The organism is Streptomyces sp. YIM 130001 (assembly GCF_003574445.1).
Classification (GTDB): domain Bacteria; phylum Actinomycetota; class Actinomycetes; order Streptomycetales; family Streptomycetaceae; genus Streptomyces.
On the sequence record NZ_KZ984552.1, the window covers coordinates 379,439 to 392,772 of the forward strand.

Genomic DNA, 13,334 nt, shown 5'->3' on the forward strand with positions numbered 1-13,334 from the left:
ACGGGCGGCACACGCGGCACGGTCAGCGGGGCGCCCCCGGAGCGACGAACGGCAGTCCGACGGGTGCGCCGGACTCGATGAGCCGCAGGAGGCCCGCGGTGTCCGCGTGCTCCTCGATCAGATCGCCGAGCCGGTCCAACTGCTCCTCCCGCAGCTGCCCGAAGGACGTGTCGGGCGCCGGCACGAAGCGCCGGCCCGAGGCGGCGGCGACCTCGCGCAGCAACGCCCGCCGGAACGCGTCCGACTCGAGGGAGCCGTGCCAGTGGGTGCCCCACACGGCCCCCGACCGGCAGCCGTCCAGCGGCCGCCCTTCGGTATCGGTCAGGAAGGCGTCCCCGCCGCGCACATCGGCGACGCCGTGGTGGATCTCGTACCCCTCGACGGGCTCGTCGAGGGCGACGCCGACGGGCCGGGCGAGGGTCTTGTCCACCGCGAACCGCACGCGCAGCGGCAGCAGTCCGAGACCGTCGACCGTGCCCGCCCGAGATTCGACCTCGTCCTCGATCCGCTCGCCGAGCAACTGGTATCCGCCGCAGATGCCGAGGACCGGACGCCCCTCGGCGGCCCGGCGCGCCACCGCGTCCGCGAGCCCGCGCTCGCGCAGCCACTCCAGGGCCCGTACGGTGCCGCGGGTCCCGGGCAGCACGACCAGGTCGGCGTCGGCCAGTTCCTCGGGGCGGTCCACGAAGCGGACCACCACGCCCGGTTCGGCCGCGAGAGCGTCGACATCGGTGAAGTTCGACATCAGCGGCACGGCGCACACCGCGATCCGCAGCACCTCCTCGCCGGCCGGCGGGGCCACCACGGACTCCCGCACCGTCCCGCGCAGCGAGACCCGCAGGCCGTCCTCCTCGTCGATGCCGAGGCCGTGGGCGTACGGCAGGACGCCGTAGGTCCGGCGGCCGGTGAGCCGCGTCATCATGTCGAGGCCCGGTTCGAGCAGCGAGACGTCCCCGCGGAACTTGTTGACCAGGTAACCGGCCACCAGTTCCTGGTCCTCGGCGGACAGCAGGGCGGTCGTGCCGAAGAACGAGGCGAAGACACCACCGCGGTCGATGTCGCCCACCACGACGACCGGGAACCGTGCGGCACGGGCGATGCCCATGTTCACGATGTCGGTGCGCCGCAGGTTGATCTCCGCCGGGCTGCCGGCGCCCTCGCAGATCACCGCGTCGTAGGAACTCCGCAGCTGTGCAAGGCAGTCGACGACCGTGTCCAGCAGTCCCTCCCGGTGTCCGCCGTAAGGTCCGTCCCCGCCGGGCGCCCGCTGCGTGCCTCCGAAGAAGCCGCGAGCGCTCATCTCGCCCACCGGCTTGCCGAGCAGGACCACTTGGCTGCTGCGGTCCGAACCGGGCTTGAGCAGCACGGGGTTCATCAGCGCCGTCGGCTCCACGCGCGCGGCCTGCGCCTGCATGGCCTGCGCCCGTCCGATCTCGGCGCCCTCCCGGGTGACGAACGAATTGAGCGACATGTTCTGCGCCTTGAACGGCGCGACGGAGACGCCCTTGCGGGCCAGCCAGCGGCAGATGCCCGCAGTGACCACACTCTTGCCCGCGTCGGACGTGGTCCCCGCGATCAGCAGCCCGCCACCCGTCATGACCGTCCTTCCCGAGGTCGTGCGTGGGCCGAAGCCGGATCCGTGCTCCACGCGCGCGTGGACGCCGAAACGCCCCTCCTCGCGCGCGTGGCCGACGTCAGCCACCCCGCCGCCGACCGCCCGGCCACACACACCCCGAGGGCGAGGAACCCCACCCGGCGCGATAGCCGCACCGCACGCTCCACATCGGCCACGGTCACCTCGCGCCCGCCCGCGTTCAGGACCGGCCGGTGCTCGGTCCGCCCGCCGTACGACAGAGTCCCTCCGAGCCGTACGCCGAGCGCGCCCGCGAAGGCGGCCTCCACCGGACCGGCGTTGGGGCTGGGGTGACGCCGCGCGTCCGCTCGCCAGGCCCGCACGGCCCCGCTCGGATCGCCGCCCGCGACGACGGCGAGCGCCGCGGTCAACCGCGAGCCCGGCCGGCCGGCCACGTCGTCGGTACGGGCCGAAGCCCAGCCGTAGCGGCGGTACTTGGGCGACTTGTGGCCCACCATCGCGTCCAGGGTGTTCACGGCGCGGAAGCCCACCAGGCCCGGGACCGAGGCGACCGAGCCCCACACGAGCGCGCCGACCACGGCGTCGGAGGTGTTCTCGGCGACCGACTCGACCACCGCACGCGCGATGCCGGGGCCGTCCAGGGCGGCCGGGTCGCGGCCGCACAGATGAGGCAGACGCTCGCGGGCCACCTCCATGTCCCCGGCCTCCAGGGCGGCGGCGACGGCCCGAGCCTCCCGGCCGAGTGAAGTACCGCCGACGACGGCCCAGGTGGCGGCTCCGGTCAGCGCGAGAGAGGCACCGGGGGAGTGGCGCACGGCTCGCTGTGCGAGGGCCGCGGCAGCGACCGCGCCACCGGCGCACACTGCGGTGTGCAGCGCGCCCCAGCCGCGGTGGTCGCGCCACAGGACGCGCTCGACAGCACCCGCCGCACGCCCGAACGCGGCGACCGGATGCATCCGGCGTGGATCGCCGAACAGCAGGTCGCCGAGCAGGCCCGCGGTGGCGCCGTACGCGAAAATGCGATCGGCACGCACGGGGTCAGACCGCCGATACGCCTCGGTGGACCGCTGGTGCGTGCGGGCGTGGTTCGATGCGCGTACTCGAGGGAGCGGGGGACGGGCAGCCCGGCATCGCGATGTGTCCTCACTCAGGGTCCGCGCCCTGGTTCGACGAACACGGCGACGTGAGTCTCCTGGCTCCCGGATCCGCAGCTCCCCCGGCCTTCCAACCCGCCGTTGCGGGCCGTGACTTCCGGTGTGGGGGAGAGCTCCCCGGTGACAGTGGCGGGACCGCGCCGGATTCGCACCGGCTTCCTCTCCTGCCGCCGTATATGGCCCGCGAAGTTCACCACGGGGTTCGAATGCCCGTCAACTCGTCGTTGACCTGCGGTGGAAGAGTGTGCCGAGCCCCACAGCCGACCGCCCCGCGTCCTGCCCGGAAGGGGCCGGAGGCGGGGCGACACGGCGTGCGAGTGCGGTCAGGCGACGATCAGATAGATGCCGTAGGCCACCGCTGCCGCGCACAGGGCGAAGCAGGCGTAGGCACCGGTGCGCGCGAGGGCTGCGGAGCCGCCCTGTTCGACTGCCGCCTCCTGCTTGGAGAGACCGGCGATGCCGAGGGTGAAGAGGGTCACGAGGCCGACGGTGGCCACGAGGCTGACGCCGAAGACGGAGCCGAGTGCTGCCCAGTCGATGTCCATGCTGCTGCTTCCTTATCTAGTCCTGCGGCTCGGCCGCACTCAGACCGTCGCCCTGGCCTGCGCCGCGGGTTCGGTGACGGCGCCTGCTGAGGCGGGGACCGGCTCGGCCGCCGACTCCTCGGAAGCGGCACCGGCGGGCGGCGGGGTGACTGCGGCCACGGCCGTGGTCACCACACCGGCGGGCTCCTCCTCGGTCGCCGGCTCCGGCTCGTTGACGTTGTGCTGGTCGACGACCTGGCGGCGGGAGATGAACCAGATGGCGGCACAGGAGCCGATCAGGAACGCGGCCACCACCGCGATGCCCCAGTCGCCCTGCCGGGCCACGAACTCGGCGCCCGCGGCGACCAGTCCGGCGGCCGGCAGGGTCAGACCCCAGGCCACGAACATCCGGCTCGCGGTCGACCAGCGGACCACGCCGCCCTTGCGGCCGAGCCCCGCCCCCATCACGGCACCCGAGCAGGAGTGCGTGGTGGACAGCGAGAAGCCGAGGTTCGACGAGGAGAGGATGACCGCGGCGGCGCTGGTCTGGGCGGCGAAGCCCTGCTGCGGCTGCAGGTCGGTGAGGCCCTTGCCCATGGTGCGGATGATGCGCCAGCCGCCGAGGTAGGTGCCGAGCGCGATGGCGAGACCCGCGGAGACGATCACCCAGACCGGCGGGTTCGACCCGGGCGCGAGCGCGCCTCCGGCGACCAGGGCCAGGGTGATGATGCCCATCGTCTTCTGCGCGTCGTTGGTGCCGTGGGCGAGCGAGACCAGTCCGGCGGACGCGATCTGACCGGTGCGGTAGCCCTTCTCGGAGGACTTCCGGCCGACGTTCTTGCCGAGCTTGTAGGTGAGCCGGGCGGCGAGGAACGCCGCGAAACCGGCCACCAGCGGGGCGGCCAGGGCGGGGATCAGGACCTTGGTGACGACGACTCCGCCGTTGACACCACTGACGCCGATCGACGCGATGGTGGCGCCGATCAGACCGCCCATCAGCGCGTGCGAGGAGGAGGAGGGGAGACCGACCAGCCAGGTCAGCAGATTCCACAGGATCGCGCCCACCAGGGCGGCGAAGATGACTTCGGGTCGGATTCCGTCCTCTTGGACCAGGCCGCTGGAGATCGTCTTGGCGACCTCCACGGAGAGGAAGGCACCGACCAGGTTCAGCACGGCGGACATGGCCACCGCGGCCTTGGGCTTCATTGCGCCGGTCGAGATGGTGGTCGCCATCGCGTTGGCGGTGTCGTGGAAACCGTTCGTGAAATCGAACACGAGAGCCGTCACGATCACGATCGCGAGCAGCAGCGTGATGTGTTCCATTTACCCAGGCAATCGTTCGGCGTCAGTGGCTCGGCGAACGTAGGTAACCAGGGTGAACGGAAGATGAACTGGGTCGGGCGCTGTGGTGTCCCAATATGAGGCGCCTCCACTCCGCTTCCGTTCCGGCTCCGTTCCCGGTGCTCACGCGTCGGGAACGGCGGGCTTCAAAGGGTCTCGGACGAACCGAGTGGGCCGCACATCGAGCCGCCGAAGAGATTCTGATCACCCGCTGCCAGCGCCGGGTGGAACGGCCGCGTCCCGCTCGCGCCGGCGGGCTGACAGGATCGGCGCATGGGTGACATCGGCGAGTGGCAGGCGGACCGAGGGAAATCCCCCGCCCCGGGGGACGGGACGATCGTGCGGGCCTGGGACGAACTGGTCGCGACCGCCCGCCGAACGGCCGCCGAGGGCCTCGTCGTCGGCACCTCGGGGAACGTCTCGGTCCGGGTGGGCGACACCGTCCTGGTCACCCCGAGCGGAGTGCCCTACGACCGCCTCCGCCGCGAGGACGCCCTCGGGATCGACCTCGACGGCCGCCGAGTGCTCGGCAGCCTCGAACCCACCAGCGAGGTGCCGCTGCACCTGGCGATCTACCGCCACACCGACGCCGGAGCGGTCGTCCACACACACGCGGTGCACGCCACCGCGGTATCGACCCTCGTCCCCGAACTCCCCGGCATCCACTACATGGCCGCCGCCCTCGGCGGACCCGTTCGCGTCGCCCCGTACGCCCTCTACGGCAGCGCGGAGCTCGCCGACGGCATGCTCCGCGCCCTGCACGAGCGGACCGGCTGTCTGCTGCAGAACCACGGAGCGGTCACCTACGGCGACACCCTGGACCAGGCCTACGACCGCACCGCCCAACTCGAGTGGCTCTGCCGCCTCTGGCTCACCGCCACCTCGGCCCCCGGCCGCACCCCGACCCTCCTCTCACCCTCCCAGCTGCACGACGCCGGGCAGAAGCTGCGCGGCTACGGGCAACGCTGACCGCGCAGAGCGCTCCGGCCGTACGAAGCGGCCGGGCCCCGGAGGCCTCACCGGACAGAAGCCGGCCCCCGCCCACTGGCCGCCCGGCCCCCGCACGACGACACTGGAGCGGTGCGCCCCGCAACAGCAACGGCCGCGGCCGTCACCGCAGTCCTCGGAGCCGGCGCGGCCTTGCTCGCCGCCGGCCGCTTCGCCGGCGATGCCGCGCTGCGCAACCCCTCCGGCCGACCACTGCCCACCGAACCACGGCTCACCGTGCACGCCACCGCCGCCGGCCAGGTCACCCTCACCCGGTCCCTCGCCTCACTGCGCCCCGGCACCTACGGACTGAGCGGGGAGGACAGCCACGCGGTGACCGGTCCCGTCGTCGAGGCCGCCGCTCACACCGCGGACACGGTGGTGCGGCGGCTCGAGCGTGTCACCCGGGGCACGCTGCTGCCCGGAGCGAAGGTGCGCCTCACCCCGCAGGTGCACGTCGGCGACCCCCTCACGGCCCTCGGGCTGGAGTACGCCGAAGTGGAGATCCCGGGCGAACTCGGCACCCTGCCCGCCTGGTTCGTGCCCGGTGCCCGCGACACCTGGGTGATCACCCTGCACGGGCTCGGTACCACCCGCGAGCACCCGATGGTCGTCCTCGACTTCCTGCACGGTCAGCGGTTCCCGGTGCTCGACCTCGCCTACCGGGGCGATCCAGGAGCCCCGAAGTCGCCGGACGGCCTCGGCCATCTCGGCGAATCGGAATGGCGCGACGTCGACGCGGCCATCCGCTACGCGATCGGCCACGGCGCCGAGCGCGTGGTCCTGCACGGCTGGTCGACCGGAGCCACGATGGCCCTGCGCGCGGCCGCCCACTCCGGACTGCGCGGCCGCATCAGCGGACTCGTCCTCGACTCACCGGTCCTCGACTGGGAGGCGACCCTGCGGGCCCTGGCCTCCGGCCGGCGTACTCCAGGGGCTCTGCTGCCGCTCGCCGTCCGCGCGGCCCAGGGCAGCACCGGGGTGCACAGCGACGGACTGGCCGAGGCGCTCGACCCGGCGGCGCTGCGCGTACCGACCCTGATCTTCCACGGCCCCGGCGACAGCCTCGCCCCGTACGGCCTCTCGGTCGAACTGGCCGCCCGGCGGCCCGATCTGGTCTCGCTGCACGAGGTCACCGACGCCCCGCACGGCGCGATGTGGAACGCCGGCCCGGCACAGTACGAAGAGACCTTGCGCCGCTTCCTCACACCCCTGATGTAGCCCCTGGCGCGGACGCGCGGCCCCGCCCGGTCGCGTGGGCGGCGCTCGGCCGGACCGCGACGTCACGGGCCCCGTTCCGGCCGGTCGGGGCGCGTCTGTGCGCCACCCGAGCTGCCGAGCGGAAAGCGCAAGGTTCGATTCCGTTTGGGCTTTCGACCCGTGACCGGGAAGACTGCCCCCGTGACGTCCCGTAACCCGCGCGACTCCAGGCTCCGACTGGTCCGCCCACGACCCCTCGCCGATGCCTCACGGGCGGTGCCGGTGCCCCGCACCCGCCGCCCCGCTCCCCGCCCTCCCGAGGGCACCCCCGTCCAGACCGTGCTCGCGCGTATGGCACGCGAGGGGCTCGCGGGAGCGGCCAGGATCGCCCGCTGGGCCGATACGACGCGCAGCCACCGGACGAGGCCGCGCGCAGCGGACACCACCGCACCCCCGCCGCCCACACCGGGCGGCGCGCTCTCCGACGCGACCTGTGAACGGGCCGCGGCCGAGCTCGACCTGACGGAGAAGCAGATCAGGGCCGACTGGGACACCGCCCGCCTGGCCGGTCTGGTCGAGGTGCACGGCAGCACCGCGCGCCCCGGCTGGCGACTGCGCGCCTGGGACCGGGACGACTCGGCAGTACTGCGCGGCTGGGTGGCCCTCTTCGACGCCTGGTCCCTGGTCCACCCGGCGCCCGAGGAGCAGCCCGCCGCCGCGGTGGGGGAGGTCATCGAGGCGATGCCCCAGGTGCTCTCCCTGCTGCAGCTCTCGGACGGGCCCGTCGCCATGCCGCAGCTGCTCGATCTGCTCGAGCAGCGGGTCTTCGAACTGCGCACGGAGCGCTGCGAGATCCCCTTCGGCCCGCACCCCGAGCAGTCGGTGGCCGAGGAGCCCGAGGCCTCGCTGCTCGCCCCGCTCCTCGACTGGGCCCTGTACAGCCTCGCCTCCGTCGGCGCCCTCACCCTCGGCGAGGGCCAGGCCACCCTCACTCCGCTCGGCAGCTGGGCGGTGTGGGTCAAGCTCGAGCAGATCATCGTCGCCGCCCAGAGCCCCGCCGGGAACATCGAACAGTCCGCGGAGGAGATGCTCCGCGGCTGCGCACGCCTCGGCCCGGGCTCGGCCCGCGCCGAATACCGTGCCTGGCTGGCCGCCCGCCCCGTCGGCAGCGCCGTCACCGAACTCCTCGACGCGGCGCGCGGCGACGACGCCCTGCTGCGCGGGCTCGCCTTCGAGGCACTGCGTGTGGTCGGCGCACCGGCGGAGCCCGAAGTACGCGCGGCCGCCGACCGGACCTCACTGCGTCCGTACGCCCTGCTCTGGCTCGCCGAGTACGAGGGCGCCGACCCCGAGGACGTGCACGCGGTGCTGAGCCGTGCGGAGTCGACCTGGCTCTGGGTCGACACGGCGGCGGCCGTCGCCGACCACGGCGAGGCCCAACTCCTGGTCCGTCACCTGGAGTCCGCGCCCCAGGGCACGGTGCCGGCCCTGCTGCAGGAGGTACGCCGGGTGGGGCACCCGCGCACTGTCCAGGTCCTGGTCGCGCTCGCCGCGGCCCATCCCGACCCGGCACTGTCCAAGGCCGTGCGGCGTGCCGCCTTCCAGGTCCACACCGGCGGCGCCTGAACCTCTTCCGCGGGCCGGCGGCCCGGCGGAGACGTCGTCTACCCCTCGACCTGGGGTGCGTACGTGCCGAAGCTCCAGATGTTCCCCTCGAGGTCGCGGGTCATGTAGTCCCGTGAGCCGTAGTCCTGGTCGGTCGGCGGCATCAGGATCTCCACGCCCGACTCCGCCGCCCGCTTGTGGTGCGCGTCGACGTCGTCCACCCGGATGTAGACACTGCTGGGCCCCGCGTCCGCCGACGCTTCGTCGAACGCACCGCCGTGGCCCTTGCTGCCGAGCATCACCATGCCGTTCCCATAGGTGAGCTCGGCGTGCGCGACCTGGCCTTCGTCGTTCTCGTAGACCGCGGCTCGGGTGAGTCCGAAAGCCTCGGTGAGCTGCTGGATCGCCGCCTTGGCGTCCGTGTAGAGAAGGGTCGGGACAATGCTCGGAGACTGCGGCATGCTGATCATTCCTCCCTTGGTCGAATGCCGGAAAGTGGCCTGGGTCACAAGTCTGGCACCGGGGTCTGACAACGCGCAGTGCCACTGACCGGAGCCCGCGGACACACTCCCCGCGCGGTGCGGGGGACGCTCACCGGAACGTGTCGCACCGCGCCACGTCCCCGGTGCTGAACCCCTCGTAGAACCACTGCTGGCGCTGTTTCGCGGACCCGTGCGTCCAGGACTCCGGGTTGACCCGCCCCTGGAAACGCTCCTGGATGCGGTCGTCGCCGACCGCGGCCGCCGCGTCCAGGCCGTCCTTGATGTCCTGGTCGGTCAGTTCGGTGATCAGCGGCCGGCCCGTGGTCTCCGAAGGCGTGGTCGTCGCGTGCTTCGCCCATACCCCGGCGTAGCAGTCCGCCTGCAGTTCCACCCGGACCGCGTTGCTGTTCTGCCCGGTCCGGCCGTCCTGCGAGCGCTTCAGCGTGCCCTCGAGGTTCTGGATGTGGTGTCCGTACTCGTGCGCCACCACGTACGCCCCTGCGAAGGGACCGCCGCTGGATCCGTAGGTGCTGCGGAGTTCGTCGAAGAAGCCGAGGTCCAGATAGACCTTGCGGTCGCCCGGGCAGTAGAACGGGCCGACCGAGGAGGTCGCCGCTCCGCAGGCCGTGCTCACCCGGTTGGTGAAGAACACCGTCGGCGCGGGCGAGTAGCCGGAGCGCTGCCGCGGGAAGGCCCGGCTCCAGTAGTCCTGGACGCTGTTCACCACGGCCACCGTGCGGCAGTCGGCGCGGGCGTTGGCGTCCTGCCCGGTCCGGCAGTCCTCCTGGATCTGGGCCGCGCTGGAGGCCGTGGTGCCGGGCTCCTCGTTCCCGGAACTCAGGCCCAGATTGTCCGGCCCCACGCCGAGGAAGAGCCCGAGCAGCAGCACCACGATGCCGGCGAGCCCGCCGCCGACCGCCTTCCCGCCGGGCATCCGCCCACCGCCGCGGGCATCCTGAACCTCCCCCGTGTCCAGACGGGCATCGTCGTCGAACTGCACGGGTGCACCACCCTCTGCTCCGTCCCGGAGCGGCGATGGGCCGCTCCCGCCGCGTATCGGCCATTTCATACTGGTCCGTCCGCAGCGCGTCGGGGCGTGTGGCGCGTCCGAACGAGGGATCCGCCCCGGTCCCGGGCTCGGTCCGAACGGGGTCCCCGCGCGCGGGCCGGCGGGAAAAGCGGTTGCACGCCCCCGGTAGAGTTGACGCATGGCCATTCTCCTCGTGCATTAGCGGCGCCGACCGCTCGTGCCGCGCGGGCCGCCCTCCGGCGAGCCCCGGCACCGACCACCGTCAGTCCGCCGCCCTCTTCTTCTGCCCCGGAGTCTGGAACCCCCGTGATCACCGCATCCAACATCGAGCTGCGCGCCGGCGCCCGAATCCTCATCGAGAACGCCTCGTTCCGCGTCGCCAAGGGCGACCGCATCGGCCTCGTCGGGCGCAACGGCGCCGGCAAGACCACCCTCACCAAGTGCCTGGCAGGCGAGGGTGTACCGGCCGGCGGCACCATCACCCGCTCCGGCGAGGTCGGCTACCTGCCCCAGGACCCACGCACCGGCGACCTCGAGGTCCTCGCGCGCGACCGCGTCCTGTCCGCCCGCGGCCTGGACAGCCTGATCCGCAAGATGCGGGAGAACGAGCAGCGCATCGCGAACGGCCTGGGCGCCACCCGCGACAAGGCCCTGCGCCAGTACGAGCGCCAGGAGACGGAGTTCCTCACCAAGGGCGGTTACGCCGCCGAGGCCGAGGCCGCCACCATCGCCGCCGCGCTCGGCCTGCCCGACCGGGTGCTCGGCCAGCCGCTGCACACGCTCTCCGGCGGTCAGCGACGCCGCGTCGAGCTGGCCAGGATCCTGTTCTCGGACGCCGACACCCTGCTGCTCGACGAGCCGACGAACCACCTCGACGCCGACTCGATCGTCTGGCTGCGCGACTACCTGCGCAGCTATCGCGGTGGCTTCATCGTGATCTCCCACGACGCCGACCTCGTCGAGACCGTGGTCAACAAGGTCTTCTACCTCGACGCCAACCGCTCGGGGATCGACATCTACAACATGGGCTGGCGGCTCTACCAGCAGCAGCGCGAGGCTGACGAGAAGCGCCGCAAGCGCGAGCGGCAGAACGCCGAGAAGAAGGCCGCCCAGCTCAACACGCAGGCCGACAAGATGCGCGCCAAGGCCACGAAGACCGTGGCCGCGCAGAACATGGCCAAGCGCGCCGAGCGTCTGCTCTCCGGCCTCGAGGAGGTCCGGCAGTCCGACAAGGTGGCCAAGCTCCGCTTCCCCGATCCCTCGCCCTGCGGCAAGACGCCGCTGACCGCGGAGGGCCTGTCGAAGTCGTACGGATCGCTCGAGATCTTCACCGATGTCGACCTGGCCATCGACAAGGGCTCACGCGTCGTCATCCTCGGCCTGAACGGCGCGGGCAAGACCACGCTCCTCAGGCTCCTTGCAGGCGCCGAGAAGCCGGACACCGGCGAGGTCCTCGAAGGCCACGGCCTCAAGCTCGGCTACTACGCCCAGGAGCACGAGACTCTCGATCCGGACCGCACGGTCCTGGAGAACATGCGCTCGGCCGCCCCCGACCTCGACCTGGTCGCGGTGCGCAAGACGCTGGGTTCGTTCCTCTTCTCGGGCGACGACGTGGACAAACCCGCGGGCGTTCTGTCCGGTGGCGAGAAGACCCGGCTCGCGCTCGCCACCCTGGTCGTCTCCTCGGCCAACGTCCTGCTGCTCGACGAACCGACCAACAACCTCGACCCGGCCAGCCGCGAGGAGATCCTCGGCGCGCTGCGCACGTACAAGGGCGCGGTCGTCCTCGTCACCCACGACGAGGGCGCCGTCGAGGCGCTGCAGCCGGAGCGCATCATCCTGCTGCCCGACGGTGTCGAGGACCTGTGGGGCGCGGACTACGCGGATCTGGTGGCCCTCGCCTGACGGCCCGGATCCGGTGGTCACCACCGGACCGAATGCGTGATCAACTCCATCTGGATCATTCGCCCGATGCGTGATCCTTCATCTGTGTGAGACGGCCTCGTACCTGGGCGCGCAGTTCACCGTTTCGGCGGTCGCGCCCGCGCGGCGCCGGCTGCCGTTCCCGGCGCCGGTCCTGACCTGGACCTTCGTGCGTCAACCCGTTCGGCGGTACGCGGGAAGGTCGCCCGGACGCGGACGTTCCGCTCGTGGTGACCGACTGCCGGGCGCCGTAGCTCTGCGTACGGACCTTGCCGAATGGGTGGCCAGGAAGCCCGGGAGGGGTGATCATGAGAAGTCCAGAGCGCACTTCCCACGAGGAGGCACGGGTGGCCGAGACTCTGAAGAAGGGCAGCCGGGTTACCGGCGCCGCGCGCGACAAGCTCGCGGCAGACCTGAAGAAGAAGTACGACTCCGGTGCGAGCATCCGGGCGCTGGCCGAGGAGACGGGCCGTTCCTACGGATTCGTTCACCGGATGCTCAGCGAGTCCGGTGTCACGCTGCGGGGACGCGGCGGGGCGACGCGGGGCAAGAAGACCACCAGCGCCTGACGGCGGTCTGCTCATCGCTTTCCGGTGAGAGACCACCCGGTCGGTCCGACGACCGGCCGGGTGGTTACTCTGCGGTCACTTAGTTGCCGCAGCTCACCGGAGGCACCCATGGCTTCGTCCGAGACCGAATCGACGACCGAATCCGCAGCCGTACTCGACCGGGACGGTGTCCGTCTCACCGTCGACGACGCCGTCGCGACGGTGACGCTGACCCATCCCGCCAAGCGCAATGCCCAGAGCCCCGCTCTGTGGCGCGCGTTGGCCGAGGCCGGGCGTCTGCTGCCCGGCACGGTCCGTGTCGTGGTGCTGCGCGGCGAGGGCAAGTCGTTCTCCGCGGGACTCGACCGGCAGGCCTTCACGCCCGAGGGCTTCGACGGGGAGCCGTCGTTCCTCGACATGGCCCGTGGGCCGGAGGCCGAACTCGACGCGATCATCGCCGAGTACCAGGAGGCGTTCACCTGGTGGCGGCGCAGCGACATCGTGACCGTCGCGGCCGTCCAGGGGCACGCCATCGGTGCCGGATTCCAGCTGGCACTCGCCTGTGACCTGCGCGTCGTCGCCGACGACGTGCAGTTCGCCATGCGCGAGACCAGCCTCGGTCTGGTCCCCGACCTCACCGGTACGCATCCCCTGGTCTCCCTGGTGGGCTATGCCCGTGCCCTGGAGATCTGCGCGACCGGCCGTTTCGTGCACGCGGACGAGGCGACGCGCACCGGGCTCGCGAACATCGCGGTGCCCGCCGCCGAACTCGACGCCGCGGTCCAGGACCTGGCCGGCGCACTGCTCGCCGCGCCGCGGGACGCGGTGATCGAGACGAAGGCGCTGCTGCAAGGAGTGTCCGGGCGGACGTACGAGGAGCAGCGGAACGCCGAGCGGGCGGCACAGGGCCGGCGGCTTCGGGATCTCGCGGGGCTCGGAGACTGAG

12 protein-coding genes and 1 riboswitch are annotated in these 13,334 nt (G+C 72.3%); of the genes, 6 read left to right on the plus strand and 6 right to left on the minus strand.

From position 1 onward, the window contains the following. Positions 1-22: 22 nt before the first annotated feature. The 4 genes from DSC45_RS11645 to DSC45_RS11660 all read right to left on the minus strand — a co-directional run bounded on the left by DSC45_RS11645 (position 23) and on the right by DSC45_RS11660 (position 4,595). Positions 23-1,597 carry a cobyric acid synthase gene (locus DSC45_RS11645; RefSeq protein ID WP_119289798.1) on the minus strand — a complete coding sequence of 525 codons (1,575 nt, stop codon included), beginning with the start codon at positions 1,595-1,597 and terminating at the stop codon, positions 23-25. Further along, entirely contained in the window at positions 1,594-2,628 is a 1,035-nt protein-coding gene (locus tag DSC45_RS11650) for a cobalamin biosynthesis protein (protein WP_119289800.1), read from the minus strand. Before DSC45_RS11650 ends, DSC45_RS11645 begins: the two co-directional genes overlap by 4 nt. Before the next feature lie 151 nt (positions 2,629-2,779). Continuing rightward, positions 2,780-2,911: riboswitch (cobalamin riboswitch) on the minus strand. Positions 2,912-3,071: 160 nt separating this feature from the next. Next, the gene (locus DSC45_RS11655) at positions 3,072-3,293 is read right to left on the minus strand and encodes a hypothetical protein (RefSeq protein ID WP_119289802.1); all 222 of its coding nucleotides are present in this window, start codon (positions 3,291-3,293) and stop codon (positions 3,072-3,074) included. 39 nt (positions 3,294-3,332) lie between these two features. Continuing rightward, positions 3,333-4,595 (minus strand): inorganic phosphate transporter, encoded by a 1,263-nt coding sequence (locus DSC45_RS11660; RefSeq protein ID WP_119289804.1) that lies wholly within the window; start codon positions 4,593-4,595, stop codon positions 3,333-3,335. 291 nt (positions 4,596-4,886) lie between these two features. On the opposite strand from DSC45_RS11660, the gene DSC45_RS11665 reads away from it, so the two are divergent. The 3 genes from DSC45_RS11665 (at position 4,887) to DSC45_RS11675 (ending at position 8,426) form a co-directional block, all read left to right on the plus strand. After that, positions 4,887-5,582, plus strand: coding sequence for a class II aldolase/adducin family protein (locus DSC45_RS11665; RefSeq protein WP_119289806.1), 696 nt, complete (start codon positions 4,887-4,889; stop codon positions 5,580-5,582). Positions 5,583-5,693: 111 nt separating this feature from the next. Continuing rightward, complete coding sequence (locus DSC45_RS11670) at positions 5,694-6,821, plus strand: alpha/beta hydrolase family protein (RefSeq protein ID WP_119289808.1); 1,128 nt, start codon at positions 5,694-5,696, stop codon at positions 6,819-6,821. A 180-nt stretch (positions 6,822-7,001) separates the two neighbouring features. Continuing rightward, entirely contained in the window at positions 7,002-8,426 is a 1,425-nt protein-coding gene (locus DSC45_RS11675; protein WP_162929191.1) for a hypothetical protein, read from the plus strand. Between the two features lie 38 nt (positions 8,427-8,464). Here the strand turns inward: DSC45_RS11675 and DSC45_RS11680 are convergent, their stop codons facing one another. Continuing rightward, entirely contained in the window at positions 8,465-8,875 is a 411-nt protein-coding gene (locus DSC45_RS11680; RefSeq protein WP_119289813.1) for a VOC family protein, read from the minus strand. Positions 8,876-8,996: 121 nt separating this feature from the next. Continuing rightward, complete coding sequence (locus DSC45_RS11685; RefSeq protein WP_119289814.1) at positions 8,997-9,887, minus strand: KPN_02809 family neutral zinc metallopeptidase; 891 nt, start codon at positions 9,885-9,887, stop codon at positions 8,997-8,999. A gap of 336 nt (positions 9,888-10,223) precedes the next feature. On the opposite strand from DSC45_RS11685, the gene abc-f reads away from it, so the two are divergent. The 3 genes from abc-f to DSC45_RS11700 all read left to right on the plus strand — a co-directional run bounded on the left by abc-f (position 10,224) and on the right by DSC45_RS11700 (position 13,333). Beyond that, a complete protein-coding gene (gene abc-f, locus DSC45_RS11690; protein WP_119289816.1) occupies positions 10,224-11,822 on the plus strand; it encodes a ribosomal protection-like ABC-F family protein in 1,599 nt (532 codons plus the stop codon). Between the two features lie 365 nt (positions 11,823-12,187). Continuing rightward, positions 12,188-12,409 carry a helix-turn-helix domain-containing protein gene (locus DSC45_RS11695; RefSeq protein ID WP_205571304.1) on the plus strand — a complete coding sequence of 74 codons (222 nt, stop codon included), beginning with the start codon at positions 12,188-12,190 and terminating at the stop codon, positions 12,407-12,409. A 108-nt stretch (positions 12,410-12,517) separates the two neighbouring features. After that, positions 12,518-13,333 carry an enoyl-CoA hydratase/isomerase family protein gene (locus DSC45_RS11700; protein ID WP_119289818.1) on the plus strand — a complete coding sequence of 272 codons (816 nt, stop codon included), beginning with the start codon at positions 12,518-12,520 and terminating at the stop codon, positions 13,331-13,333. The last annotated feature ends 1 nt before the right edge of the window (position 13,334 follow it).

Coding starts and splice junctions, on each gene's coding strand:
- DSC45_RS11645 (WP_119289798.1), bottom strand. CDS start 1,597: ATGACGGGTGGCGGGCTGCTGATCGCGGGGACCACGTCCGACGCGGGC.
- DSC45_RS11655 (WP_119289802.1), bottom strand. CDS start 3,293: ATGGACATCGACTGGGCAGCACTCGGCTCCGTCTTCGGCGTCAGCCTC.
- DSC45_RS11660 (WP_119289804.1), bottom strand. CDS start 4,595: ATGGAACACATCACGCTGCTGCTCGCGATCGTGATCGTGACGGCTCTC.
- DSC45_RS11665 (WP_119289806.1), top strand. CDS start 4,887: ATGGGTGACATCGGCGAGTGGCAGGCGGACCGAGGGAAATCCCCCGCC.
- DSC45_RS11680 (WP_119289813.1), bottom strand. CDS start 8,875: ATGATCAGCATGCCGCAGTCTCCGAGCATTGTCCCGACCCTTCTCTAC.
- DSC45_RS11700 (WP_119289818.1), top strand. CDS start 12,518: ATGGCTTCGTCCGAGACCGAATCGACGACCGAATCCGCAGCCGTACTC.